The organism is Shewanella fodinae (assembly GCF_014651955.1).
Classification (GTDB): domain Bacteria; phylum Pseudomonadota; class Gammaproteobacteria; order Enterobacterales; family Shewanellaceae; genus Shewanella; species Shewanella fodinae.
In genome coordinates, this window is record NZ_BMXW01000003.1 from 52,459 (window position 1) to 78,301 (window position 25,843).

At 52.5% G+C, this 25,843-nt stretch carries 21 protein-coding genes; 6 read left to right on the top strand and 15 right to left on the bottom strand.

What is annotated here, in order from left to right; translation table 11 throughout:
* Positions 1 to 211: 211 nt before the first annotated feature.
* Together ssb and IE064_RS04175 are read right to left on the bottom strand one after the other, a co-directional pair.
* Positions 212 to 883 (bottom strand): single-stranded DNA-binding protein, encoded by a 672-nt coding sequence (gene ssb / locus IE064_RS04170; RefSeq protein WP_189616686.1) that lies wholly within the window; start codon positions 881 to 883, stop codon positions 212 to 214.
* 37 nt (positions 884 to 920) lie between these two features.
* A complete protein-coding gene (locus IE064_RS04175) occupies positions 921 to 2,288 on the bottom strand; it encodes an MFS transporter (protein WP_189616688.1) in 1,368 nt (455 codons plus the stop codon).
* Between the two features lie 338 nt (positions 2,289 to 2,626).
* On the opposite strand from IE064_RS04175, the gene uvrA reads away from it, so the two are divergent.
* Positions 2,627 to 5,449 carry an excinuclease ABC subunit UvrA gene (uvrA, locus tag IE064_RS04180; protein ID WP_189616890.1) on the top strand — a complete coding sequence of 941 codons (2,823 nt, stop codon included), beginning with the start codon at positions 2,627 to 2,629 and terminating at the stop codon, positions 5,447 to 5,449.
* A 47-nt stretch (positions 5,450 to 5,496) separates the two neighbouring features.
* Here the strand turns inward: uvrA and IE064_RS04185 are convergent, their stop codons facing one another.
* The 9 genes from IE064_RS04185 to IE064_RS04225 form a co-directional block, all read right to left on the bottom strand.
* Positions 5,497 to 6,777: a winged helix-turn-helix domain-containing protein gene (locus tag IE064_RS04185; RefSeq protein WP_189616690.1), complete on the bottom strand. Its 1,281-nt coding sequence runs from the start codon at positions 6,775 to 6,777 to the stop codon at positions 5,497 to 5,499.
* A gap of 147 nt (positions 6,778 to 6,924) precedes the next feature.
* Positions 6,925 to 7,707: an ABC transporter permease gene (locus IE064_RS04190; RefSeq protein WP_189616692.1), complete on the bottom strand. Its 783-nt coding sequence runs from the start codon at positions 7,705 to 7,707 to the stop codon at positions 6,925 to 6,927.
* Positions 7,704 to 8,600, bottom strand: a complete 897-nt coding sequence (locus IE064_RS04195; RefSeq protein ID WP_229799852.1) for an ABC transporter ATP-binding protein — start codon at positions 8,598 to 8,600, stop codon at positions 7,704 to 7,706. The genes IE064_RS04190 and IE064_RS04195 overlap by 4 nt, the downstream gene beginning before the upstream one ends.
* The gene (gene nosD / locus IE064_RS04200) at positions 8,584 to 9,870 is read right to left on the bottom strand and encodes a nitrous oxide reductase family maturation protein NosD (protein WP_189616694.1); all 1,287 of its coding nucleotides are present in this window, start codon (positions 9,868 to 9,870) and stop codon (positions 8,584 to 8,586) included. Before nosD ends, IE064_RS04195 begins: the two co-directional genes overlap by 17 nt.
* 13 nt (positions 9,871 to 9,883) lie before the next feature.
* On the bottom strand, positions 9,884 to 10,363 hold the full coding sequence (locus IE064_RS04205; protein WP_189616892.1) for a nitrous oxide reductase accessory protein NosL: 480 nt from the start codon (positions 10,361 to 10,363) through the stop codon (positions 9,884 to 9,886).
* A gap of 13 nt (positions 10,364 to 10,376) precedes the next feature.
* On the bottom strand, positions 10,377 to 11,054 hold the full coding sequence (locus tag IE064_RS04210) for a tetratricopeptide repeat protein (RefSeq protein ID WP_189616696.1): 678 nt from the start codon (positions 11,052 to 11,054) through the stop codon (positions 10,377 to 10,379).
* A 12-nt stretch (positions 11,055 to 11,066) separates the two neighbouring features.
* Entirely contained in the window at positions 11,067 to 11,801 is a 735-nt protein-coding gene (locus IE064_RS04215; protein WP_189616699.1) for an FKBP-type peptidyl-prolyl cis-trans isomerase, read from the bottom strand.
* A gap of 49 nt (positions 11,802 to 11,850) precedes the next feature.
* Positions 11,851 to 12,270, bottom strand: a complete 420-nt coding sequence (locus tag IE064_RS04220; protein WP_189616701.1) for a rhodanese-like domain-containing protein — start codon at positions 12,268 to 12,270, stop codon at positions 11,851 to 11,853.
* Between the two features lie 52 nt (positions 12,271 to 12,322).
* The gene (locus IE064_RS04225) at positions 12,323 to 14,356 is read right to left on the bottom strand and encodes a multiheme c-type cytochrome (RefSeq protein ID WP_189616703.1); all 2,034 of its coding nucleotides are present in this window, start codon (positions 14,354 to 14,356) and stop codon (positions 12,323 to 12,325) included.
* Positions 14,357 to 14,766: 410 nt separating this feature from the next.
* On the opposite strand from IE064_RS04225, the gene IE064_RS04230 reads away from it, so the two are divergent.
* From IE064_RS04230 to IE064_RS04245, 4 genes are all read left to right on the top strand, one after another.
* The gene (locus IE064_RS04230; protein ID WP_189616710.1) at positions 14,767 to 16,659 is read left to right on the top strand and encodes a heme lyase CcmF/NrfE family subunit; all 1,893 of its coding nucleotides are present in this window, start codon (positions 14,767 to 14,769) and stop codon (positions 16,657 to 16,659) included.
* The gene (locus tag IE064_RS04235; protein ID WP_189616712.1) at positions 16,652 to 17,035 is read left to right on the top strand and encodes a cytochrome c-type biogenesis protein; all 384 of its coding nucleotides are present in this window, start codon (positions 16,652 to 16,654) and stop codon (positions 17,033 to 17,035) included. The genes IE064_RS04230 and IE064_RS04235 overlap by 8 nt, the downstream gene beginning before the upstream one ends.
* A complete protein-coding gene (locus IE064_RS04240; protein WP_189616714.1) occupies positions 17,032 to 17,598 on the top strand; it encodes a TlpA family protein disulfide reductase in 567 nt (188 codons plus the stop codon). Before IE064_RS04235 ends, IE064_RS04240 begins: the two co-directional genes overlap by 4 nt.
* A gap of 286 nt (positions 17,599 to 17,884) precedes the next feature.
* A complete protein-coding gene (locus IE064_RS04245) occupies positions 17,885 to 19,735 on the top strand; it encodes a DEAD/DEAH box helicase (protein WP_189616716.1) in 1,851 nt (616 codons plus the stop codon).
* Between the two features lie 51 nt (positions 19,736 to 19,786).
* Here IE064_RS04245 and IE064_RS04250 read toward each other — a convergent pair whose 3' ends face one another.
* The 3 genes from IE064_RS04250 to slyA are packed head-to-tail and all read right to left on the bottom strand — an operon-like array spanning position 19,787 to position 22,369.
* Positions 19,787 to 20,815: a DUF2955 domain-containing protein gene (locus IE064_RS04250; RefSeq protein WP_189616718.1), complete on the bottom strand. Its 1,029-nt coding sequence runs from the start codon at positions 20,813 to 20,815 to the stop codon at positions 19,787 to 19,789.
* 8 nt (positions 20,816 to 20,823) lie between these two features.
* On the bottom strand, positions 20,824 to 21,882 hold the full coding sequence (locus tag IE064_RS04255) for an HlyD family secretion protein (RefSeq protein ID WP_189616720.1): 1,059 nt from the start codon (positions 21,880 to 21,882) through the stop codon (positions 20,824 to 20,826).
* A gap of 25 nt (positions 21,883 to 21,907) precedes the next feature.
* Positions 21,908 to 22,369, bottom strand: a complete 462-nt coding sequence (gene slyA / locus IE064_RS04260) for a transcriptional regulator SlyA (RefSeq protein WP_133040180.1) — start codon at positions 22,367 to 22,369, stop codon at positions 21,908 to 21,910.
* 217 nt (positions 22,370 to 22,586) lie between these two features.
* Between slyA and IE064_RS04265 the strand changes: the two genes are divergently transcribed.
* Complete coding sequence (locus IE064_RS04265) at positions 22,587 to 24,497, top strand: methyl-accepting chemotaxis protein (protein ID WP_487391172.1); 1,911 nt, start codon at positions 22,587 to 22,589, stop codon at positions 24,495 to 24,497.
* Between the two features lie 60 nt (positions 24,498 to 24,557).
* On the opposite strand, the gene metF is transcribed toward IE064_RS04265, so the two are convergent.
* On the bottom strand, positions 24,558 to 25,454 hold the full coding sequence (gene metF / locus IE064_RS04270; RefSeq protein WP_189616727.1) for a methylenetetrahydrofolate reductase: 897 nt from the start codon (positions 25,452 to 25,454) through the stop codon (positions 24,558 to 24,560).
* Positions 25,455 to 25,843 lie beyond the last annotated feature (389 nt).

Consider the following 25,843-nt stretch of genomic DNA (forward strand, 5'->3'; position numbering starts at 1 on the left):
AGTACTACTTGAATAGCCGTCAAAGCCAATCACAAAACAATTGCGAAGTACCGGCAATGTGTAGCTAGAAACATTTGCCCAACACCAATCTTTACTTGATCCCCAGTAATACAGGACTTTCCATTTTAGATCTTACTAAACCTAATATAAAAGCCACTGCGAACAGTGGCTTTTCGTAGAAACTGACAGGGTGAATACTCACCAATCCCATCTAGAACGGGATATCATCATCCCAGCCATCATCCAGATCTGGCGTGTAGTTCTGCTGAGGCTGCTGTTGTGGATTTTGTTGTGGCTGCGGTGCCGGGCGCTGCTGTGACTGTGGTTTAGGTGCATAACCACTGCTTTGCTGCGGTTGATAAGCAGGAGCAGATTGCTGTGGCGCATTATACTGTGGCGCGGGCTGTGAGGCCTGTTGCGGCGCGGTATACTGTGGCTGAGATTGCTGCGGTGCCGCATACTGGTTGCCACCTTGTGGTGCAGCATAACCGCCGCCCATATTGCCACCCTGTGCTGGTGCGCCACCCTGATTCTGCGGACGACCACCCAGCATCTGCATGCTGCCCTGCATATCAACAACGATCTCAGTGGTGTAGCGATCCTGACCGCTCTGATCTTTCCACTTACGGGTTTGCAGGCGACCTTCCAGATATACTTGCGAACCTTTACGGAGATATTCTCCGGCAACTTCCGCCAGTTTTCCGAAAATGACCACGCGGTGCCATTCAGTACGTTCCTGCTGCTGTCCCTGCTGATCTTTCCAAGTATCACTGGTCGCTACGGTGATATTTGCCACAGCATTGCCGTTCGGCATATAGCGCACCTCTGGGTCCTGTCCCAGATTGCCCACCAGAATTACCTTGTTAACACCACGACTGGCCATGAAAATCTCCTGCAATTCTTAATCTTTTATGTTGAGCTTAATTGGCAGAGCCTAGCACAGCTCGCGCTGCCGTTAAATCGAATTGATCGTTGACCTTGAGGTAAGCAACCTTTTCTTCAAGCACAACAATGGCTTCGGCAACGCCATCCAGTTGCGACAATTTGGCGGCCATCTGCTGCGCTTGTTCGCGCCCCTGAACGGCAGCTTCTAAGGTGTAACTTTTAAGCAATTTGGGATTGCGCATACCGAAGGTCAGTCCAATCCAGATTAACATCAGCACCACGGCCACCATAAACACACCGGTTGACCCCAACAGCTGATAGGCACCGCCCCCAAATAAACCACCGCAGAATGCTCCGAGGAACTGGCTAGTGGAGTAAACCCCCATTGCCGAACCTTTAGCGCCCACCGGACAAAATTTGGAGATTAAGCTCGGCAGTGAGGCCTCCAGATAGTTAAAGCCGGTAAAAAAGGCGATAACGGCAATACTTAGCGCCACCAAGCTGTGGGGCAAGGAGGCCATCAGGCTGAGTGCCAGCACCATAATTACCAGCGCAATCTGGAACATCTGTTTGGTATTTTGCCGTTTCACTCCAATGATGATCATTGGCACCATCAACATAAAGGAGCCGACAAACGCCGGGAAATACAGCATCCAGTGCTTTTCTTTAACAAGCCCAGCATCCACCAGATCCAGCGGTAATGCGACAAACACCGCAGTCAACACCAGATGCAACAGGAAGATCCCGGCGTCTAGGCGGAACAGTTGCGGATCTTTCAGCATTTGCAGCAGCTTGCTGGTCTGCGCCAGCGTATCGCCAGCGGGCGCATGATGCACCGGATTGGGCACTAACAGCTGCATGATAATCATGCCAACAATTGCCAACACACCGGTGAGACCAAATAAACCGCTGAGGCCAAGATGTTGCGCCACTACCGGCCCCACCAACAACGCCACGGCAAACGAGCCTCCAATGCACATGCCAATAATAGCCATCACTTTGGTACGCTGTTCATCACGCGTCAGGTCGGCTGCCAAGGCCAGCACCGCAGCGGCAATAGCGCCCATTCCCTGTATAGCTCGGCCTGCCACCACACCATAAATACTGGTGGACATGGCCGCTACAACACTACCAATAGCAAATAACACTAGGCCACCCAAGATCACTGGTTTGCGGCCGATTTTATCTGACAATATCCCCATGGGGATTTGCAGTAATGCTTGTGTCAGACCATAGGCGCCGATAGCTATCCCCACCCACAACGGTGAGAATCCCTGCAGATGTTGTCCGTACAGTGCGAACACCGGCATGATCATAAACAAGCCCAGCATGCGTAATCCAAACACGCCGGCTAAGGAGAAGGCGACTCTTTTCTCTGTTCCGGAAAGTCCAGCATTAGCCATGTCGTTTTTGCCCTGAGTTCAGTTTTATTTAAGGAAAGGATGCGCAGTTTAACACGAAGCTTTTTTTTCACCCAAAAGGAAATCCTATCTCTGCGATACACATTTGAGCATCCATTTAAAAGTCATTTAGATTCATACAAATGCGTTTATTAATTCGCGTTAATACACAGTAACATGCGCTAATTCAGCGTATTTTTGCTACGTAGCAATAGCCGCTGTTGAGTGTTTGACCGTGTTTCCCAGAAAATCGCTACATTTTATTTTGCGCCTATGAGCTGATGTGGATTTATGCGATACTGATCGTCTTTTTCTTCGGTCAGCAGTCAGCTATTTCAGAGATGGATAAGATAGAAATTCGTGGTGCCCGCACCCACAACCTGAAAAATATCAATCTCACGATTCCTCGGGATAAATTGATTGTTATCACTGGGTTATCTGGTTCCGGTAAATCTTCACTGGCGTTCGACACACTCTATGCCGAAGGTCAGCGCCGCTATGTAGAGTCTTTGTCGGCCTACGCCCGTCAGTTCCTGAGCCTGATGGAGAAGCCCGATGTGGATCATATCGAAGGGCTAAGCCCGGCGATCTCCATTGAACAGAAATCCACGTCGCATAACCCGCGCTCCACTGTTGGCACCATTACCGAGGTGTACGATTACCTGCGTTTACTGTATGCCCGCGTTGGCGAGCCGCGCTGCCCGACGCATGGGGAGCCGTTGGCCGCGCAAACCGTGAGCCAGATGGTGGATCAGGTGCTGTCACTGCCGGAAGGTGAACGCCTGATGCTGTTGGCACCCGTGGTACAGGGCCGTAAAGGTGAACACGTCAAACTGCTGCAAAATCTGGCGGCACAAGGTTATATCCGCGCTCGTATTGATGGCGAAGTCTGTGACCTTTCCGATCCGCCAGAGCTGGAACTGCAAATCAAGCACACCATTGAGGTGGTGGTAGACCGCTTCAAGGTGCGCGCCGATCTGCAACAGCGGCTGGCAGAATCGTTTGAAACCGCACTGGAACTCTCGGGCGGCATTGCCACTGTAGTCAGCATGGACAACACCGATGCAGCACCACTGCTGTTTTCTGCGAACTTTGCCTGCAGCCAGTGTGGCTACTCTATGGCGGAACTGGAGCCACGGTTGTTCTCCTTTAACAATCCGGCCGGCGCTTGTCCGACTTGCGATGGTCTGGGTGTGCAGCAGTTTTTTGATCCAGAACGGGTAGTCACCAACGATGAATTGTCGCTGGCGGGCGGTGCCATTCGCGGTTGGGATCGACGGAATTTTTATTACTTCCAGATGCTGACTTCACTGGCCGAGCACTACCATTTCAAGGTGGAAACCCCGTTTTGTGATTTGCCACAGAGTGTTCGTGATATTGTGCTGCATGGTTCGGGGGACGAAAAAATCGCCTTCCGTTATATCAATGACCGTGGCGATGTGGTGATACGCAATCATCCGTTTGAAGGCATCCTGAATAATATGGATCGCCGCTACCGCGAAACCGAATCCAACTCAGTGCGTGAAGAACTCGCCAAATACATTAGCAACTGCCCTTGTAAAACCTGTGGCGGCTCACGCTTGCGTGAAGAAGCACGCAATGTGTTTATTGGCGATGTCAGCCTGCCACAATTAACCGACTGGTCCATCGGCCACACCAGCCGCTACTTTGCCGAGCTGCAATTTAGCGGACAAAAAGCACAAATTGCCGAGAAGATCCTCAAAGAGATCCAAGATCGGTTGGGTTTTCTGGTGAATGTGGGGCTGAACTACCTGTCGCTGTCGCGCTCTGCCGACACGCTTTCAGGCGGGGAAGCCCAGCGTATCCGCCTAGCGAGCCAGATTGGTGCTGGTCTAGTGGGGGTGATGTATGTGCTGGATGAACCGTCCATTGGCCTGCATCAGCGCGATAATGAACGGCTGTTAAGCACCCTGACTCATCTGCGCGATCTCGGTAATACCGTGATTGTGGTGGAACATGATGAAGATGCCATTCGCAGCGCCGATTACATTGTCGATATTGGCCCCGGTGCGGGAGTCCACGGCGGCGAGGTGATCTGCGCAGGAGATCTCAACACTATCATAGAATGTGAGCAGTCACTTACCGGACAATACCTATCAGGCAAGCAGAAGATCACCGTGCCCGGGCCGCGTACCGTGTGTGACCCTAACAAGATGATCAAGCTGTATGGCGCGAAAGGTAATAACCTCAAGAACGTGAATTTGGAGATCCCGGTTGGGCTGCTGACCTGCATCACCGGAGTCTCCGGCTCTGGTAAATCAACGCTGATCAACGACACCTTCTTCCGTATCGCCCATAAGATGTTGAACGGTGCGACCGTCAACGAACCCGCGCCTTATGACCGCATTGAAGGCATGGAACTGTGCGATAAGGTGGTGGATATCGACCAGAGCCCGATTGGCCGCACCCCGCGTTCCAATCCGGCCACCTATACCGGCATTTTTACGCCGATCCGCGAACTGTTTTCCGGTACCCAGGAAGCACGTACTCGCGGCTATCAGCCGGGGCGTTTCTCCTTTAACGTCAAAGGCGGCCGCTGCGAAGCCTGTCAGGGTGATGGTTTAATTAAAGTGGAGATGCACTTTCTGCCGGATGTGTATGTACCCTGTGATGTGTGTAAGGGCAAGCGTTATAACCGTGAAACCCTGGAAGTAAAATACAAGGGTAAAAGCATTCATGAAGTGCTGAACATGACGGTGGAAGAAGCCCGCAGCTTCTTCGATGCGGTACCAGCGATTGCCCGTAAGCTGCAAACCCTGATGGATGTTGGATTGTCTTATGTGCAACTGGGACAGAGCGCTACCACACTGTCGGGCGGTGAAGCGCAGCGGGTGAAGTTAGCCAAAGAGCTGTCAAAACGCGATACCGGCCAAACCTTGTATATTCTGGACGAACCCACAACGGGTCTACACTTTGCCGATATTCAGCTACTGCTGGATGTACTGCACAAACTCAAAGCCCAAGGCAACACCATTGTGGTGATTGAACATAATCTGGATGTGATTAAAACCGCTGACTGGATTGTGGACTTAGGGCCAGAAGGTGGTTCTGGCGGCGGCACCATTCTGGTAGCAGGCACACCAGAACAGGTAGCAGAGCATGAGGAATCACATACCGCGCGCTTCCTCAAACCACTGTTGTAATACACACTGTTGACCACGCACAAAGGCCCATACGGGCCTTGGTGTTATCAGAGACTCACCTGATTGTAAGTCGTCCAAGCAACAATATTGCCCATTAACGGCACCAGCCACACTGCGGTTTTGTTGTCACTATAGATACGGTAGAAATACAGCTCTTCATCGCGGATATCGTGCTTGCGGATCTCCCGGTAAAAATCCATCGCCGAATGGCTAACGTTATCCGGCTTAATCAGCTCTTTCTGCGTTACCGTCACTTGGAACACATCCGCTGGCTGACCGGAGATTTCGCTGTGATACTGGCGGAAACGACCACGTAACTGGTATTTGATAGGGGTGGTTATGCAGTTCTGATCGGTCAAACAAGCAGAAAAATAGAACTGGCCGCTATCGCTATCCTCATACACCAGCGACATGCTCAGATCAGTACGCACCAGCAGTTCGCCCGCCACCGGGAAATAGATATCGGCATGGTAGTTGTGTTCGGTAACTTCGGCATTACTTTCCGCAGGTGGCAGAATAATCCGGTTATAGCGAATACGCTGCTCCATCTGTTTACTGAGCGGAATAAACTGCTGCATATTCAGCCCGGCAGGTTCGGCCTTGATGGCGGTGATATTGATAATGCCTTCGCCAGCACACTCACCAGTATCAGCACCGGGACAGATAGTGAAGGAATAGTTATTGCCATCTGCCGCGGCAAAGGCACCGAAATGCGTCATGCCCTCAATATGATTACCTTCCGGTGCCAGATGCTTCTGCCACATTGACGGATGTAACGAGGTAACACTGTCGAGATGATACAGCCGTGCCATGCCGTGAAAACCGCCGACATTCAGCAGAATTTGCCGATCCGCCTGCCAGTGGTGCAAGTGTTTGAGCATGACATGAGCATCACTGAAGTACCACCATAGACACAACACTAGCGTCAGCAACGTGATACCAAACAATTTCACCGACCAGGAAACCCCCACCAATGCTTTACGGATGGCGCGGCCGTCATTAATCGCCAGCATATGCACATGGGAACTCTCGGAAATGGTCAGTTCATAACCGCGGCGGGCGACGGTTTTTAACTGGATCTCCGGATAGGGTTCCAACTTTTTCCGCAAGGTGCTGACGCATTGTGTCAGCGAAGTGAGAGCCACGACCCGGTCGGGCCAGCCGACAGCGAGCAACTCCTCTTTGCTGATAATCGCCTCCGGCCGTTGCAATAGGCAATGCAGGATCTGCGCTTCCGAATAAGACAACGGGATCACCGAGTTATCCCGCTGATCCAGTAACTGCTGAGCCTTGTTATCGAGCGCCAAATATGGAGTGAGCGGTTGCATCATAACTCCTTGAAAATTTTAGCAGACTCGGCTCCTTGAGCCAGATATACAACGGCGCATAGTAACGAGAGATGCAGGCGGATAATGTGATGATTTGCGCAAATAACCCTTTGTCTAACATGGATAAACACCGCAGCGTTAACCCGGTCACAACTGCCGCTGGCGAAACGCCCGCAGCGCCAGCCACCACAGGCCCATAAGCCACAACCCGGGTTGCAGATACAGCAACAATGATGGCAATTGGCGGGCGTGTTGATTGAGTAACCGAAAACCACTGGCGGGATTCAACAGTTGCAGCCATAACAGTACGTTGGGCGCCATATGGCTGTCGGTCGCTACCGCGAGGATCAACAATGCGAGATCGTACAGCAACACCAGTAGCAGCCATAACAACAGTACCCATACCAGCGCCTGATTGCGGCTGCGCACATGCAAGCTGACCCAGTAGCCAGCCAACAGACAGATGAGCGTCAGTAACCAACCACTCACCAGCAAGGTTAACAATGGCCGCCACAGCTGCTGCCAATGAATGGACGACGACCATAATGGCAATAACCACAGCAATCCGTAACCGGCCAAACAAGCCAACAGTAAGGCTGCACCCTGCCCTAACAGTTTACCCGCCAACCACTGCGCCTTGCTGATGGGATACGTCAACATCAGCAGCATGGTGCCCGCTTCTGCTTCGGCAACAAAGGCATCGGCCGCCAGCAGCAAGGCCAATAGCGGCAACAGAAAACAGCTCAGGGTTACCAGAGAATTCATCAGTTGTGGCAGTGGTGGTAACCGCAGTTGTCCGGTAACGGCGCTGCTGCCAAAGGTGACGGCCAATGTTAGTAATGCAAAGATACTGGCCGCCAGCCACAGCCAGCGACTACGGCGAGCGTCCTGAAATTCCCGCCGTGCAATAATACCAACGACACTCATCATACAGCCTCCGCCAACGTTAGCTCGGATGTGGTATCTGCCAGAAAATGGCGAAAAAGCTGCCCAAGATCCGGTGACTGCAACCGATAATCGATGCAGTGCCAGTGCTGAGTCAGTCGCTGGCTTATCTGTGGCAACAAGGATACTGGAAATAGTAACTGCTGCTCACACAGCCAAGGAGCTAACAGCGGATCGGTATGCCAAGCACGGCCAGCGGGCAGTTGTATCCGCCACGGCAGTTGCGCCTGCTGTTGCAGCGCTGGCAAGGTACCGCAGGCGGCCACGCGGCCATGATCCAATATCAGCAGTTGATCGAGCACAGGTTCCACCAGCGCCAGCTCATGGGTGCATACGACGATGCTGCAACCTTGGGAGCGCAGTGTTTGCAACGTCTGGTACATGAATGCTGACGCTAACGGATCGAGCCCAACCGTGGGTTCATCCAGCAGCAATAGTGCTGGCTGGCTTAACAACGCCTGCGCCAGCCCCAGCCGTTGCCGCTCGCCTTTGGAGCACACGCTTAACGCTTGCCTAGCGCAATGCTCCAGACCAAAATCCACCAGTAGCTGCTTGACTCGACGGCGATTAATCCCTTTTAGATCAGCAAAATACTGCAACAGTTCGCCCAGTTGCATCTGTGGATAAAAGCTGACATTTTCCGGCAGATACCCCACCTGCAACGGCTGTCTGCCGGGTTTATCACCCAAAACGGTGAGCGAACCGCTATCCGGCTGATACAAGCCTAATAACAGTTTGATCAACGTGGATTTACCGGCTCCGTTGTGCCCAAGCAATGCCAGCAGCTCGCCACTGTGTAGCTGCAAGCTCAGCTGTTGCAGCCGCGGCTGACCGCCAAGGCGAATTGCCAGCTCGCAGGCATTAATGGTCTGCATCATGTATCTCCTGCCGTTGTGGCGGTTGCATCAAGGGATAGGAATCACGGATGCCAACACTGGGTTGCAGTGCCAGCGCACTGCTGAGCCAGCGCAACAGTTGCACTATCGGGCTGTTCAGCAGTTGCTGGGCTGAGGGATACAGCCACAACAATCTATCGAGGGCATCATTAGGCTGATAGGACTGCTCGCCCACACCATCGCCATCAAGATCCCAGCCCTGATAGCTACTCCAGTAATTGCCGCGCTGTTCATGACTCCATTCCAGCGCTTGTATGCCGATATAGCGCACCTGGATCTGGTTGTTGCTAATACTGTTGTCGTAGAAGTGATTACCCTCGGCACCAAGGGCCACGCTGATGCCGATGTCGCTGTTCGCAAAATCATTACCGCGGATCACATTGTCGTGCGCATCATAGATAAACAATGCTTTTCCCAGATTGCCATCTTCTGCTTTACCTCTGGGATTACGCGCCAGAGAGGCTTGATTCCCCAGCAGTTGGCTTTCGCGGGTAACGTTCAACAGAATGCCAAAGTCCACCGCTTCACTGACTTGGTTGTCCTTTAAGGTAATGGCTTTGGAACTCATCAAGGCATAACCGCCACTAACCGCTTCAGCACGGTTCTGCCAGGCTAAATCATCGTGGGTATACATGTAGTGCAGGCCATATTGCAGCCCTTGGAACAGGTTGTGGCTAACACGGCTGTGACTGACATCTTCCAGATAGATGCCATCGCGCACATCCTGCATATGATTGCGGTGTAGCTGCGGAGACTCGACGTAACGCATGGCGATGCCATCACCGCGATCCAGCACATACAAACGGTGTTCACCCAGAATATGACAATCTTCAATCACTGGCGCGGTAAGCTTTTCGGCATAAATACCATACCCCGGACCTTGCAACGTTAACCGGCTCAAGCGCACCCGATCAGCTCCTGGCAGCAGTTGCACGCCGGCATCTAAGCTGAAAACGTCGCTGCCCCAATCACGGATGGTCAAGCCGCTAACCTGAGTATCTGCGGCGCTGATCAGCAAAGCACTGCCAGTGCCATCGGCAAACAGCGTGGCACCTGGCGCCGCATGAATGATGAGCGTGTGGGAAATCGTCAGCGGCCCCTGATAACGCCCCACGGGTAACACTATGGTGTCGCCCGCAGCAGCATTATCCAGCAACGGTTGCAGTGCTTGCCCCGGCTGTGCCTGCCAGTTGGCAGCCAAACACCAGTTGCAGCAACACCATAACCATCCGATGATCGCCCAACGCATCATCTGCCTGAGCGCATTAATGCGCTCCCTCCAACAAACTGAGATTAACTTCTTGATAGCTCAGTACCTTCCCCCCCCAAGAGGCCGCAAACGCCTCCGCGCCCTCACGACTGGAGAATGGTGCTAATGATGGCCCCATAGCACCTTTACGGCGTGAGCCATAGACGTACCAGGCTTTAGACGCATCGATAAAGGCACTGTCGTCTGGATGTTCCCAATCGGTACGCCCAGCATCGTGTACATACATCGCCTTGATGCGCCGTTGGTTTTCCGGCTGCAACGCAAAGCTGAACATATCGCGGGTTGAGCAGAACTTGGGCACTAAGCCGTCACTCATCAACAGTTCGCCCTTGGGGCCAGGATGTTGCTGGATCACCATGCCACACAGGTGGCAACGATCATGCGCCTGAATGGCTTCAGGCATATAGGAATGTTGCGGTTCTGCTGGGCTGCAGCCACATAGCAGCACAGTTGCTAAAAAAAATAACCATTTCATCATGCTATTGTCCTTATCCTTGAGAAAGATTGTCGGCCACCAGTGTGTGGCTTAGCGATGGTTGTAAACGGGCGCGGGCATTCTCGATCGCCGTCTGCAGCGGCTGTTGGTAATCGGCATACTGTGGCTGCGCTAACAGCCACTGCCACTGCGCAATTGCTGGCAAATATTGCTGACGTTGAAACAGCGCGTTCGCCAGCAACATACGGGCTTGCAGCTGTGCCGGTTGTTGACGAAAAACTTGCCCCAGTAGCTCACAGGTACTGTCGCTGAGTTGCCGCTGATCGCGGTAATATTGCAGCTCAGCCAGTTGCGCCAACAACTCAGGTTGGGGGCCTTGAAGATCGATCAGTTGCTGTTGCAGCTGTACCGCTTCTGGGTAGAGCCCGCCTTGGTTGTACAACGCCACCAGCTCCAGCATCAGTTGCGGCTGCTGCGGTGTTTTTGCCAACTGTCGCCGGGCCTCGGTGATGCGCCCGGCCAGTTGCAAGTCGATATGCTGATCGACATAGGCCTGCTGCCATTGGCCAAAAGCCCCCAGTTGAACATAAGCCAAGGCGCTAAAAATACTGATGCAGAACACCAGCCCCAAGCCCCCGAAACTGGGTTCTTGAGTGCCACCATGACGCCGCGCCAACCACCACAGCAGCAGTGGTAATAGCAGTATTAATAGCAGCAGAGCAGTTTCCATCGCCGCCTCCCGTTACATGCCCGGCATCATGCCGCCATGACTCTTGGCCGGTTTTTCCACTTTGACCAGCTCTACATCGAAGATCAGTGCTGCTTGCGGTGGCACTGCGCCAACGCCATCGGCGCCGTATGCCAGATCAGCCGGAATAAAAAAGCGTGCTTTGCCACCAGTGTGTAATTGGCGGATCCCTTCTTCTAATCCAGGGATCATGGTCATCAGTGCAAAACGAACCGGTTGCTCGCCGCTGTTTTCAAATTCAGTACCATCCAGTAGCGTGCCGCGGTATTTGGCGGTCACCACATCTTCTGGCTTGGGCGCATCCCCAGTGCCTTGCTGTTGCATTTGATACTGCAAGCCACTTTTGAGAGTGGTGACACCGGCAACCTTGGCATTTTTTTCAAAGAAGGCTGCGGCGGCGGTGCGATTGTTTTCTGCCACTTGTTTACGCTGGGTAGCGCGTGCCTGGTTTAAGGTTTCTGCGCGTTGGTTCAACAGGTTAACCGTTTCATCATCGGTCAGTTTTCCCTGATTTTTTAGCGCATCGACAAAACCTTCAATCACCAGTGCCACATCGGCCTTGGCCCCTAGTTGTTGCTGTTGATAAAGCTCGTTGGATAGATAATTTCCCAAGGACAGCCCCATACTGTAAGACTCTTTGTCCTGTTGGGTTTTCAGTTCACCGGCATAGCTGGTGGCACTGACACATAACGCTAGGCCACCCAGCCATAAAATAGATTTACGCCACATAATAATTACTCCCTGCTTATTGCCATGTTATTGCTCGTTAAAAACGGGATCAGGGTTTGGCTACCGGTCGCCCGGAGATGCGCCAGCCGTAGATCCCATCCGGCATTTGTCTTACATCGGTATACCCCAGTTTCATCACTGCTCTAGCCGCCAGCACGCTGGAGGTACACAGACGGTTAACGCAGTAAAACACCAAGGTGGCATTCTTGTTTTCCGGCAGCAGTTTTTTCCAGTCACGCACATTAAAAAACACCGCACCGGGGATATAACCATCGGCCCAGATTTCCAGAGTATTCACATCGTAAAAATGCACCCCGGGTTGCCCCATCAACGACTCAGCTTCCCGCATCGAAATCTGGTTTAATTCTTGGTCATAGCGCACTGCTGGACGCGGTTCACCACCGCCCCCCGCCCACACATTCATGGCGGTCAGCCCCAGCAGTAACACCCAACCACAGCACTTGCTCATGATTTAGTCCTCCTCAGGCTTCCGGTATCACACCGGAAGCCTGCTTTAACATTTACAGCTTGCTACTGCCCTTGATAATTGCCTGCGCCTGTGTGACGTAGGTCAGCGCGGCATCCAGACGTTGACGGGTATAACGCGGTGCGTGAACCCCCCAGGAACCGTCTTTTCTGACCAACTCCAGTGCATCGCTGGCTTTTTCAGTCAGCAACAACACCTGAGTCTTGTCAGCCACTGACAGATTGGCTTTCTGCAACTGGCGATTGACCTGTTTGACCGCACTTTCCACTTTGGCAAAGGTGTCTTTTACCGGGGTCTGCCAAGCCATCACTTTGCCGTAGATCTGCTGTTGATCTTTGAACTGCAGTGAAGCGCCCATGTTGGACTGGAACTGGCTATGGCAACCTTTGTTGTCTACCACGTCGTGGTCAGAAACTGAGGTACGGGCACAGCTCCACATCAGGTCGATATAACCGTGACCGTTTTCATCCTTGGCAATAGTCCAGCCTTTGGTGGTGCTCTTACGTGGTTGGCCCTCTGGCGGATTCAAACTCTTACGATCTGGACTGATGTCAATTTTCCACAGGTGAGACTTACGCACCGCATCGAAACCGGCATGGTCTGGATACTGAATCGCTGTGAAGTTCTCACAGCTACCCATATTCGGCATATGACAAGCAGTACAGCTAGATTTGCTGTGAGTCGTAGTGTTACGCGCCATTTCCGCCTGCGCTTCGTGGCAATCCACACACTGTTTCTTCAACCCTGGTACGGTGAAACCAGATTTCCAGTCGTTAGCGGTCACTTCGTGTGGGTCATGACAGGTAGAGCAGCGCATGCCTTTGTCATAATGTTCAGACATGAACATCTGCGCCCCTTCAGTACCACAGGAAGGACAAGCGGACTTGAACTTGGCGTTAAAGGCATATTCCAGTTTGTCTTTGCCCTGCGGAGTATCAGCCTGCGCATCTATGTAGTTGAAGCGCTGGTGACAACGTTCACAGTTGGAAGGCATTCCGCCGCCGATACCGCCGGCCAGATGACCACCGGCGCCATGACACTCTTCACAAGCGATACCACGGCTGATGGTGTGTTCTTGCAGTTTCTTGGCATCGCCAAGTGCCGCAAAAAATTCATCTTTAGTTTTGAAGTCAAACTTGAAGGTGTGGCACACCTCGCAGTAAGAACTGGCGGGTTGGAACAGGAAGTTTTTGCCATAGCTCGCACCATAGGAGGTCATCCCCCATTGGTGTGAGCCACTGCCGCCGAACTCTTTCATTTCGGTTGGGAAATCAGGAATCACTTTTTTGATCTTTTTAGCCATTTCCGGGGTCAACCACTCGGCCCAGCCACGGGAGAACTGGTTGCCACCTGCCACCAAGGTGCCTGTGCCGTCTTTCAGCAAACCGCCTTCAATATGGTAAGAACCGCGCACCAGCCAGTTATCGATATAACCGTACTTGGTACGTGGGGTACCAATGGTGGCATAGATGGTGTCAGGGGTGATGCCGTCTGCCAGAATTGACGCCTGCGATCCGTAAAGTTTTTTCTTCAGATCGTTATCCACTTCAGGATGTTCACCCGGGAAACGGATTGATTGGGCGTGACGTGAACGTTTCCACTTTTCATACTGTACTTGGTGGCACTCGCCGCATTTTTCCGGCCCAACAAACTTGTTGGGATAATCCAGAATCGACTTAGCCCCTAAACGGTACTGCACCGCAGCGGGATGTCCGGCACGTTTGGCGTACTTGGCGCTGCCGCCCGCTTCCAGATACTCTTCGCCGCGGTCTGATACCTGATATTCCCCTTTTATCCGGCCTTCGGCGGCATATTTAAAGATAGGATGGTGTTCAAACAAAAAATCGAACAGTTCCTTTTCTTGCACCACATAATCGTCCAGCGTTTTCACGCCACGGGTGGGTTCTGTCAGATCCGGGTGAGCAATCACTTCAAGCGCCGCTTCACTCATGCTCTTGTTGTTATGTCCCGGTTTACCGTCAGAGGTCGCCATCACCGGGCTGACTGCTATGGCAGTGCCCAGACAAAACAGTGCGCCAGCAACTGTTTTGGTATTCCATGGTTTCATCACTCTCTCCTCAATTTTTTAAAATGGTGATGCTCGGTTCCGAACAGCAAATGGCCAGCAACTACCCTGCAAAGCAGCCACTTCAGGAACCGGCACCGGCTAATAATGGGTAGACACATGCCTGAAAAATCTGCGCTGGCGCACACTGAAAAATCTGTCACATCTCAGAAATTGTGAAACGATAAAAATCATTTAATTTCATTATGTTAATTATTTATCATTACTAATAATTCAGTTCTCAAACGGCTCTTTTCAACTCTCAAAAAATCTCAAAAACCGGTTGTATTTGTGAAAAGTTCACAAGCGGAATAGCAACCTCAGCGGGATCACAGTTTGCTGATGAATACACGCTAAATTCAGCTGAGCTGACGGGACGTTCCACAATAGTAGTGGCAGACAAGGAGACGGATATGGCAGCAGAAATGGGGCATTTACTGCTGATCCTGGCAATGGCAATGATGTGGGGCACCGCATTCTGTGTGATGTGGCTTCCACCCACCCCAACCCACTTTAGGCTGAGCCAGTTGCTGGCTGATAGTGCCACGCTGGCAGTGTTCGCCAGTTATCTGTTGCTGAGTTACTGCTTTATTACTGATGATTTTTCGGTGCGTTATGTTGCCGACAACAGCAACAGCCAGCTACCGCTACTGTATAAGGTGGCCGCCGTTTGGGGCAGTCACGAAGGTTCATTGTTGCTGTGGTTATTGATACTTGGCGGATTGCTGCAATATTTCCGTCGCAGCTCGTTAGTGTTACTGCAACGGCAAGGGCTTGGGATATTAGCGGCGTTTGCTGGCGCCTTTGCGTTAGTGATGTTGTTAAGTGCCAATCCCTTTGTGCGGCTATTACCGGCCGTGCCGCCGGAAGGACGCGATCTTAACCCGATTCTGCAGGATATTGGCCTGATCCTACATCCGCCGCTGTTGTTTGCCGGATATGCATTACTTGGGGCGCTGTTTGCCATCTGCGTGGCTATTTTGCTGGATGGCAGATTTCATCAGGCATGGCGTGCGCTCAGACATTTGAGTTTGCTGAGTTGGCTGTTTTTGAGTGCAGGTAACGTGTTGGGTGCCTGGTGGGCGTACAGCGAACTGGGCTGGGGCGGTTGGTGGTTCTGGGATCCCGTAGAAAATGCCGCCTTTATTCCTTGGTTGCTCACTACCGCCCTGCTGCACTGTTTACTGCCCAAACAGCCTTCACCACAACTGGCACGGCTCAGTCTGCTGCTCGGGATTATCGCTTTTGGTAGTTGTCTATTGGGCACGTTTCTGGTGCGTTCGGGGATTGTGCAATCGGTGCACGCGTTTACCAGCAATGCCGAGCGCGGCTCGCTGTTGTTACTGTTGATGGCACTGATGCTGCTGCCAGCATTGTGGCTTTATGGCAAGCGCAGCACCCAGCTTAAATGTTATGGAGAGCCCGCCGCAATCGCGCTATTGCTAGGCATTGCATTATTGCTGGCGGCATCGTTCTCAATACTGCTCGGCACCCTTTATCCCTTGCTTTGTGAATTGTCAGGATTGGGAACACTGTCGGTAGGTGCGCCCTATTTCAATATGATTTTCGTGCCCTTATTACTGCTGATGGCAGTGCTGATGAGCTGGAGCTTTATTCGGCGGCACGGTAACGGTTGGCTAATGTTGCCGTGGCTGTTACTCAGTGGGTTGTGGGTTTTGCTGTTTCCCGGCCACAGCCCGGTGTTCACGTTTCTCGGCATTGCCGCTGCCAGCGGCTTACTGCTGGCCGAGACTCAGCTTTGGTTTTACCCCCAAGCGCGTCACCCCGCGCTTGCGGCGCGCATCGCCCATGTCGCCGTGGCAATTGCGATTTTGGGCGGCACCTGCAGCAGTCAGTACGAAACCGAAGCGCTGCTGCGCATGAGTGCCGATCAGGGGCGCACATTGCACGGTAGCTTTGGCAGCTACAGTTTTGTCTATCGCAATACCCAGACGCTGGAGCAAAGGGCCTATCACGCTATTGCCGCAGACATTGAGCTGTATCGCGGGCAAGCGCAACTTATCACCACGCTACAGCCACAGCGACAGACCTTTCGCAGCAACGGCATGGAAGTCACTGAAGCGGCGGTGTACCACGGCTGGCTACAAGATTTTTATGTATCGCTTGGGCAAGAGTTGGAGCCCGGCGTCTATCTGGTGCGGATCAGCATTAAACCACTGATTAGCTGGCTGTGGCTCGGCGGATTATTACTGCTGCCAGCCGCTTTATTGGCTTATTGCCCTCGGCGTTACCGGCGGCCGATTACCCACCACAAAAACGTTAACCAAGGAGTGGTTTATGAATAGCAGACACCGGCTAGCGCCGTTGCTAGCGATAGCACTGCTGCTGAGCCTGCCATTAGCTGGCGCGGAGCAGGACCTTATCCGGCTCAGTAATGATATTGCCAAGGAACTGCGTTGTCCGGCTGCGATCAATCAAAATCTGTTTGAATCGGAAGCACCAATTGCGGCGGAGCTGAAAGCGCAGATTTACCAGAAATTGCAGCAAGGCGAAGACCGCGAGCAGATCATTAATTTCATGGTGCAACGCTATGGTGAACGTATTCGCTATCAACCGCCACTGACCCCGGCCACAGTGGTGCTATGGACCGCACCAGCGTTACTGGTGTTGGGCTGTGGCGGCTTACTGCTGCTGGGGCGGCGCCAAGGAGACAACAGATGAAACATTACGTAATTTGGCTATTGCTGCTGTGGTCACTACTGCCTACAAGCGCTGCGCAGGCCAATGACCAAGTGTTGCCGAAACCTATGGTGCTCCGACAACTGGTAATGCTGCAACATCCACAACCACTGCCGCTGATAGCATTGAGTGATTTACAGGGGAACGCCCACAACTTTGCTGATAATCATGGCCGAATCACAGTGCTCAGCCTGTGGGCGACCTGGTGCACTTTGTGTGTGCGTGACTTGCAGCACCTGCAGCAGTTGCTGCCACAGCTTGATGCACAAAAGATCAGCGTGGTGCCACTATCGATTGATGAAGATCTGACGTTAGTGCCACCATTTTTGCAACAACATCAACTGCAGTTTCAGCAGATATGGCTCGACCCACAACAACAGGTAGCAGACATTCTGCCCACCGATGTCGTCCCAGCCACATTTTTACTGAATGATAATGGGGAACTCGTTGGTTTTGTGCGTGGCTATGTGGACTGGGCGGATGCCAGCGTTGCGCCCTACTTGCGGCAGTTAGCTGATCAGTATGTCAATCTGCCACAACCGTAACTGAACACTCTATGGTCTGTAGACCAACTTGGGCTCACGGCCACTGCTGTTTCTGGCACTACCGTGTTTTTCGCCGACTTCCTCGTCCGATACGCCAAGGGCGAGGAAGTGTTCTTTTACTACAGATTATTGATGATTTTGTATTATACTTGAGCGACAGCGCTGGATATTTGTTGCGCATAGCGTTATAATCCGCCGCTTTTGAAACGGAAAGTCGACGCGGGGTTGATTTTCCTGCTGTAAAATTCTTTTTGCGTTCTCAACGCACCCACAAGGCTACAATCTAATGTCATCCAGTGAACTGACTTTCCGTGAACTCGGACTTTCCGAGGAGTTGCTGCGCGCCCTGAACGAATTGGGCTACGAGCATCCAACCCCCATCCAAGCCGCCAGTATCGTGCCGCTGATGGAGGGCAAAGATATTCTGGGCCAGGCTCAGACTGGTACCGGTAAAACCGGTGCTTTTGCATTACCGTTACTCAACGCCATTGACCACAAACTAAACGCCCCGCAAATTCTGGTATTGGCGCCAACCCGGGAATTGGCCGTACAGGTCGCAGAAGCCTTTACCAGTTACGCCAAATATCTCAAAGGCTTTCATGTGCTGCCTATTTATGGTGGCCAGAGCATGCATCAACAGCTGCAGGCGCTACGCCGTGGCCCACAGGTCATCGTTGGCACACCAGGCCGTGTCATGGACCATATGCGCCGTGGCACACTGAAGCTGGATACCATCAAGGCGCTGGTACTGGATGAAGCCGACGAAATGCTGAAAATGGGCTTCATCGATGATATCGAATGGATCCTCGATCAAACGCCAGATGATCGCCAACTGGCGCTGTTTTCCGCCACCATGCCGGAACAGATCAAACGCGTTGCCAACAAACATCTGGAAAGTCCAATCAACATCAGTATTGCCTCCAGCCATGCGACCGTTGATGCCATCGAACAGCGCTTTATTCAAGTGTCACAGCACAACAAGCTGGAAGCACTGGTGCGTATTCTGGAAGTGGAAAACACCGAAGGGATTATTATCTTCGTGCGGACCCGTAACGCTTGTGTCGAATTGGCTGAAAAGCTCGATGCCCGTGGTTATGCTGCCTCGCCATTACATGGGGATATGAACCAACAAGCCCGTGAACGCGCCGTTGACCAGTTAAAAAATGGCAAACTGGATATTCTTATCGCGACTGACGTCGCCGCGCGTGGTCTGGACGTAGAACGTATCGGCCATGTCATTAACTATGACATTCCCTACGATACCGAAGCCTATGTGCACCGTATTGGTCGTACCGGACGTGCGGGTCGCAGCGGCATGGCAATCCTGTTTGTCACCAACCGCGAAATGCGCATGTTGCGTATGATCGAAAAAGCCACCAATAGCCGTATTTCGCCGATGAAAGTCCCCAGTCCAGAAACTGTGGCCGAACGTCGGTTGTCACGTCTTGGCGATCAGGTGGCGGAAGTCATCAATACCCAGCAGTTAGACTTTATGAAAGGCGCAGTGGCTCAGCTGTGTCAGCAACTGGAAGTCGATACCGATATTCTGGCCGCCGCCTTGCTGTATCAGGTTCAACAAGAACGACCACTGCAACTGCCACCAATGCAGGAGCGGCAGCGTGACGTGCAGGACAGCAAATTCCAGAGCGGCGAAGACCGTGGCAGTCGCCGTCGTAGCAGCAGTAGTCGTGCGACCCCAACCGATTTGGGCAGCGCTGATGTGCTGAAAGACAATCCAGACATCAAGATGTGCCGTTATATGCTGGAAGTCGGCCGCGATCATGGTGTAGGCGTGGGTAATATTGTTGGTGCCATCGCTAACGAGGCCAATATCGACAGCCGTTACATCGGCCAGATCCAACTGTTCGATCAAATCACCACTGTCGACCTGCCAGCTGGGATGCCAAAAGATATTCTGGTGCATCTGCGCAAAGTGCGCGTCTGTGGTCGGCCAATCAACATCAAAGAAGTTGGCACACAAATGGATACTGGCAGCAGCAAGCCCCGTCGCAGCCAGAAACAAGATGAAGGCGGACGCAGCCGTTCCGACACTGAACGCAGCCCCCGTAGCGAGCGCAGCAAACCCCGTGCTGAAGGGGAACGCCGCCCCAAACGCCGTGAACGCAAAGAGTCATAATTAAGAAGAAAGGAGCCAGTTGGCTCCTTTCTTATGGCGGGCATAGTTAGCTTATTGGCCGAAGCGCGTGGCCTCAAAGCTATTCAGTAGACGATGGATCAAATAGCAAATACATAAGGTGCCAACAATAGCGCCCATGATGCTGGAAATACGGTATAACGCACTGAAAAACAGGTCATTGCCGGGCGCTAAATACTGACCAAATAAGATGCCTAAGGTGGTCATGGCACCAAACCCCACACCAGAACCGGCGGCTTCTTTCACGTGGGCCTGCGCAAACAGCATAGTGCCCAACCATAGTAGCGGTGCCACCAACAGCAGTAAGCCTGACCAGTCATAAAGTAACAACTGCACCAACAAACCGTAGATCACCCCAAGAATAGTGCCCATGGCGCGTTTCCTGGCATAGCCTAACGCGCCGTTCCAGTGCATCGGAAATAACAGCAACAAGGTAGTGGCCTGCGCAGACAACGAGTCTTTCAGATCGCACAGTTGAAACACCATAAAGGAAATTGTCGCCATGCTGGCACCCAGCAGCGCTTCATGGCGCGTCCGGTGTGGCTGCTTGGGTTCCGCTTGATGGGAAACCCGTGCTTCCACATCGGGAAATAACACCGTCATCAAATAAGCGATAAAAACAGACAAGGCACAGGCCAGCAGATTACTGCTGATCAGATCGTTAAGATCCGTCGCCGGATAGCTGGAAAAATGCAGCATAATACTGAGGTTGATGACCCCATTAGCGCCAAACAAAAACAGGCTGCCCTTAGACATACAGGCAAAACGATACAAAAACAGCAGGAACACCAGCGGCGTCATCAACCCTGGATGCCCACCAAACAACCCGCCAATAATACCTACCTCAATGCCACAGACCGCGCCAGCGGCGAGCAACTGCCGCGCCGCATGTGCATTCATGGTCGGGACCAACCCCAACAACAGCATCGGAGTGACCACATAGAACACGCCGTAATTCCAGTTCATCAGCTTACAGATGACAAAGCCCAACGTCGCACCCGTTGCCACCCGCAAGCACTGTCGCAAATCGTTTGCCGTCAGCGGCTGATTACGCAATAACATCGGCCGCCTCAGTAGATATAGTGCAGCAAGCTGATGAATTTGATTTGCAGATGCGCTAAGAACCGCAGCATCCCATGTTGTGGCAGCAACTGCACTGTGGCCCGCGCACCTGCTGCCAAACGCAGCTGTTCGTGACTACGCAAATCCAGATGCAACCGCAAACGCTGAGCATCACGCACCCAACGGTCAGATTCGGTGGGAGTCGCCAACGAGCCATCGGCAGCAAACTGCCCCGCACTGACACCCGCATCAATACTGCTGACAGTGGCGGCATATAACCGACCCGGTTCACCATCAAATGCCACCCAGGCTTCACTGCCAGGGCCGATATCCTTCAGTGTCTTCTCACGGAAATCAGCAATGATATCGGTATGTTGAGACACAAGCGCCAACACTGGCGTCGCCACATTAACCACACTGCCTTGCTGTAGCTGTAAGTTGGTCACCACCCCGTCTTCAGCCGCGGTTACTCTGGTGTACGCCAGGTTCAATTGTGCTGTCGCCAGTTGATTCTGCGCCTGGCGCAGCTTCAGGTTGTGCGCACCGTCCTGACCACGGGAAACCTTGAGTTTTGCCAACTGGGCATTGGCCGATGCCAGCGCCGCCATTTCGGTACGCACAGTGGTTTGCGCTTGTTCTAGGCTCTGGCGCGACACGCTGTGGTCATCAAACAGGGACGCCAGCCGTTTGGCCTCTCGCTGTGCCTGTGCCAAAGCCGCTTCACTGGCAGTGACACTGGCTTTAGCCGCCGCAATCGAGGCATCCAGCTCAGCGTTATCCTGCTGTGCCTGCTCCAGTGCTAATTGGGACTGCTGCAACGCTAGTTCATAGGGTTGAGGATCAATGACAAATAGCAGCTCTCCCTGGTGTACCTGCTGGTTGTTGCGCACCGCCACCTGCACTACTTTACCGCTAACCTGCGGCGCCACCTTGGTGACCAGATGAGTAGCCATGGCCTGCGGTGTCAGCGGAATCTTCAGATCCGCCAGCATGAAATAAGCAAAAGTGATGGTAAACCCGAACATGGATAATTTGATCATGCGGGCAAACTGTTGATCTGGCGTCATAAAACGGGAAACTCTCCTAAATCTGTTACTTTTTAGCAGCTAATTGGCGTTGGGCATTGTTGGTGATACGTTGCAATATCTGCTCAAATTGGGTCAGTTCTGCTTCACTGATGCCGTCCAGCAGATCTAAACGTACTTGCACAATCAAGGTCTCCATCTGATCCAGCAGTTGCCGTCCAGCATCGGTTAACCAGACAATGCGGGCGCGTTTGTCTTGATCACAACAATGGCGGAGGATCAGCTGTTGCTGCTCCAACTGCGCCAGGGTACGCATCAGCGATGGCAGTTCGATCTCTAGGGCATCGGCTAAGGCTTTTTGACCGACACCATCGCCCATGCGCCGTAACTTCCACAGCGCCGTCCAGCGAGGATGGGTCAAACCCAGCGGTACCAGCTTTGCATCAGCCACCATGCGCCACAACCGGTGGCTGCGCCCTAGGTGTTCAGCCAGTGACAGTTCTCGCAGGTGATCGAGCAATTTGTCCATCATGCATCCCTAAATATTTAGCAGGCTAAGTATTATATTTATTTAGCCTGCTAAGTAAATCCCAACGGTGAAAATCAGAAAGGTGATCTGCGGCGAATATTACGCATATGTCTCATGAACAATATTAAAAAAGCAGTTGTTTCACACACTTGAGATAGACTTGACTATCTATACTTGGCGCTTGTTTATTGTCGTTTTCATGTCCGGAGGGTTTACAGTGTTTTCCAGACTAAAGGTAGGAACCCGCATCATTCTGGGGGTATGTGTCATGCTGGTGGTGGTCATGACATTCATCATGCCACTGGTATTATCTCAATTCACTACTCAGATTGCAGGATCAGAACAGCGCGAACTGCAAAAGCTGTATCAGACCGCCACCGCTGAAATTCAGAGCTCCGGCAAGCTGGCAGAAGCGCTGGCGACTGTGGTCGCCAATACCCCAGAGATGCAGGCCGAATTTGCCAACGGACAGCGGCAACAACTCAATGCCCGCAGCCAACTCATCTTCAAGCCTCTGAAACAGGATTTTGCCGTGGAGCAATTCCAGTTTCATACGCCTGCTGCACTGTCGTTCCTAAGGGTGCACAAACCGGAAAAATTTGGTGATGATCTGTCATCCTTCCGTGAAACTGTGGTGCAGACCAATAGCAGTCGCAAACCGCTCATGGGATTGGAAAAAGGCGTTGCTGGGTTGGGGATCCGTGGTCTGGCTCCGGTCAGCTATGAGGGGAAACACATAGGCTCGGTCGAATTTGGTATGTCATTCGGCCAGCCATTCTTTGATGAGTTCAAGCAAAATTACCAAGCAGAAATTGCGTTACTCATTCCCAAGGGCAGTGACTTTACACGCTTTGGCGGCACCTTCGAGCTGCCGCAGTTTAAAGACAATGCTCTGCTGAATAAGGTGATGCAGGGACAAACCGAACATTTTCGTAGCGACGTGAACCACAGCAGTCATGCGGTTTACCTGCACCAGATCCAGGATTTCTCTGGTAAAGCGATTGGGGTGCTGGCGATTGCAATGGACCGCAGTTATGCCGAACAGGCGCTGTGGTATATCAATCTCAAGCTAGCCGCTATCGGTTTGCTAGCGCTGGTGATTGGTGCCGTAATCGCGGTGTTTATTGCTCGCAGTATCACCGGGCCGATTGGCGAAGCCACCCGGGCGATGAACAATATCGCCGAAGGTGAAGGTGATTTGACCCAGCGCATCAAGGTACACAGCAAGGACGAGATCGCCGAACTAGCACAGGCGTTCAACCGCTTTGCCAGCAAAATTCACAGTACCATGCAAAGCGTGGCGCAGGTGACCGAATCATTGGCAGCCTCTGCAGAAGAGATGTCGGGGATCACCGGCGACAGTCGCCGTAGCGCCGACAAACAGCAGCAGGAAACCGAGCAGGTCGCCACCGCTATGAATGAAATGGCAGCAACGGTACAGGAGGTGGCCCATAATGCCACCGATGCTGCCACCGCGGCGGAACAGGCCAGTCAGGCCAGTGATGACGGCAAACAGGTGGTGCAGCAAGTGGTGGCACAGATTGATGGTCTAGCGCGGGAAATCGGCCATGCCGCTGACACCATCAATAAACTGGCGCAGGACAGCCAAGCGATTGATACCGTGCTGGAAGTAATCCGCACTATTGCCGAACAAACCAATCTGTTAGCGTTGAATGCCGCCATTGAAGCGGCGCGCGCGGGTGAGCAAGGCCGTGGTTTTGCGGTAGTGGCTGACGAAGTTCGCTCACTGGCCAGCCGCACGCAGACCTCAACAGCGGAGATCCAGCAAATCATCGAGAATCTGCAGCAAGGCGCCCGTTCAGCCGTGACCGTGATGCAACAGAGCAACCAAACCACCGGCCAGTGTGTGCAACAGGCAGGAAACGCTGGTGAAGCGTTGGAGCAGATCCGCGCGGCAGTATCAACCATCACGCAGATGAATATTCAGATTGCCAGCGCCGCCAACCAGCAGGTCGCCGTGTCTGTCGAAATCAACCAAAACGTCAGCAACATCAACGATGCCGTGGCCCATAGCAGCGATAGCGCCGCTCAGATTGCCGAAGCCAGTAGCGAATTGGCAACCCTGTCTGCGCGGCTGCAACAGTTGCTCGGACAGTTCCGCCTGTAACCCCATTGCGCACACCAAAAAGCCTGCAATTTGCAGGCTTTTTTTATCGCAACAACATGCTTATGGCGCCGCTTTAGGACGCACCCCAAGGATATGGCAGATAGCGTAAGTCAGCTCCGCCCGGTTCAGGGTATAGAAATGGAAGTCTTTCACCCCTTCGCGGGAAAGCACTTTTACCATATCAATCGCCACGCTAGCCCCTACCAATGAGCGGGTGGAAGGATCTTCATCCAACCCTTCAAACTGCTGATGTAACCACCCCGGCAGATTAACATTGGTCATGCCCGCAAAACGTTTGAGCTGCTTGAAGTTAGTGACCGGCAGGATGCCAGGGACGATTTCCACATCGATACCCGCCGCAACGCAGCGGTCACGAAAGCGCAGATAGGCTTCAATATCAAAGAAAAACTGGGTGATAGCGCGGCTGGCACCAGCATCAATTTTCCGCTTGAGGTTAACCAAATCTGCCTGGGCATTGGCTGCTTCTGGATGGACTTCTGGATAAGCCGCTACCGAGATATCAAAGTCGGCCACGCTGCGCAGTAAACGCACTAAATCGGCAGCAAAACGGGTGGGCTTGGCACTGCCTTCCGGCAGATCGCCACGCAACGCCACGATATTGCGGATGCCACTGTGCCAATAATTTTTTGCCAACTGCAACAGTTCTTCATCACTCGCATCCACCAACGTCAGATGGGGCGCCGCCACCAGACTGGTTTCCTTTTGGATGCGTTCGATCACCCCGTGGGTACGGTCACGCACACCGGAATTAGCACCATAAGTCACCGAGACAAATTTCGGTTGCAGCGGTTGTAAACGCTGGATGGAGTTCCACAACAAAGTTTCCATTTCTGCCGTAGCGGGCGGGAAAAACTCAAAGGAAACATTGATATCGCCGTTAAGCTCGGCAAGGCTCTGATTCAGCGAGCTAGCATATTGGGCGTGGTGAAAAGCCATCGAAATCTTCCTCAACTTTATCTATCTGGACGTTTGGACGTCTATATGGCTGTATACTAGAGAAACTCACGTCGAAGTCAAGCCAAAAGATCGCCACCATCACAGAAAGCAGCGACTCATAGTGAGTCTTAAAGTATCGTACGGAACATGGTCACATTCCGATTGGATGTTGCCGTCTTTAGCATGAAAGCCCCATTGTGATTCAGCCGTGTGATTTTGGGGTAAATCTGACATACAAAGATTGACCAAATTTTAGTAATACTACAAAGTGATTCAGTTACGAGTAGCCACACTAACAATGGCCTAGTTTCGCCAGCAGAGCATGAGCAACAGAATTTTGAGAATCTAGAAGATGTCTAATTTTCTCGGGTCTTACTAATTGGTGGATT

Excerpts from the sequence above, each read along its gene's own strand:
- ssb (WP_189616686.1), bottom strand. The coding sequence starts at position 883 with ATGGCCAGTCGTGGTGTTAACAAGGTAATTCTGGTGGGCAATCTGGGA.
- IE064_RS04175 (WP_189616688.1), bottom strand. The coding sequence starts at position 2,288 with ATGGCTAATGCTGGACTTTCCGGAACAGAGAAAAGAGTCGCCTTCTCC.
- uvrA (WP_189616890.1), top strand. The coding sequence starts at position 2,627 with ATGGATAAGATAGAAATTCGTGGTGCCCGCACCCACAACCTGAAAAAT.
- IE064_RS04185 (WP_189616690.1), bottom strand. The coding sequence starts at position 6,777 with ATGCAACCGCTCACTCCATATTTGGCGCTCGATAACAAGGCTCAGCAG.
- IE064_RS04190 (WP_189616692.1), bottom strand. The coding sequence starts at position 7,707 with ATGATGAGTGTCGTTGGTATTATTGCACGGCGGGAATTTCAGGACGCT.
- IE064_RS04195 (WP_229799852.1), bottom strand. The coding sequence starts at position 8,600 with ATGATGCAGACCATTAATGCCTGCGAGCTGGCAATTCGCCTTGGCGGT.
- nosD (WP_189616694.1), bottom strand. The coding sequence starts at position 9,870 with ATGATGCGTTGGGCGATCATCGGATGGTTATGGTGTTGCTGCAACTGG.
- IE064_RS04205 (WP_189616892.1), bottom strand. The coding sequence starts at position 10,363 with ATGAAATGGTTATTTTTTTTAGCAACTGTGCTGCTATGTGGCTGCAGC.
- IE064_RS04210 (WP_189616696.1), bottom strand. The coding sequence starts at position 11,054 with ATGGAAACTGCTCTGCTGCTATTAATACTGCTATTACCACTGCTGCTG.
- IE064_RS04215 (WP_189616699.1), bottom strand. The coding sequence starts at position 11,801 with ATGTGGCGTAAATCTATTTTATGGCTGGGTGGCCTAGCGTTATGTGTC.
- IE064_RS04220 (WP_189616701.1), bottom strand. The coding sequence starts at position 12,270 with ATGAGCAAGTGCTGTGGTTGGGTGTTACTGCTGGGGCTGACCGCCATG.
- IE064_RS04225 (WP_189616703.1), bottom strand. The coding sequence starts at position 14,356 with ATGAAACCATGGAATACCAAAACAGTTGCTGGCGCACTGTTTTGTCTG.
- IE064_RS04230 (WP_189616710.1), top strand. The coding sequence starts at position 14,767 with ATGGCAGCAGAAATGGGGCATTTACTGCTGATCCTGGCAATGGCAATG.
- IE064_RS04235 (WP_189616712.1), top strand. The coding sequence starts at position 16,652 with ATGAATAGCAGACACCGGCTAGCGCCGTTGCTAGCGATAGCACTGCTG.
- IE064_RS04240 (WP_189616714.1), top strand. The coding sequence starts at position 17,032 with ATGAAACATTACGTAATTTGGCTATTGCTGCTGTGGTCACTACTGCCT.
- IE064_RS04245 (WP_189616716.1), top strand. The coding sequence starts at position 17,885 with ATGTCATCCAGTGAACTGACTTTCCGTGAACTCGGACTTTCCGAGGAG.
- IE064_RS04250 (WP_189616718.1), bottom strand. The coding sequence starts at position 20,815 with ATGTTATTGCGTAATCAGCCGCTGACGGCAAACGATTTGCGACAGTGC.
- IE064_RS04255 (WP_189616720.1), bottom strand. The coding sequence starts at position 21,882 with ATGACGCCAGATCAACAGTTTGCCCGCATGATCAAATTATCCATGTTC.
- slyA (WP_133040180.1), bottom strand. The coding sequence starts at position 22,369 with ATGGACAAATTGCTCGATCACCTGCGAGAACTGTCACTGGCTGAACAC.
- metF (WP_189616727.1), bottom strand. The coding sequence starts at position 25,454 with ATGGCTTTTCACCACGCCCAATATGCTAGCTCGCTGAATCAGAGCCTT.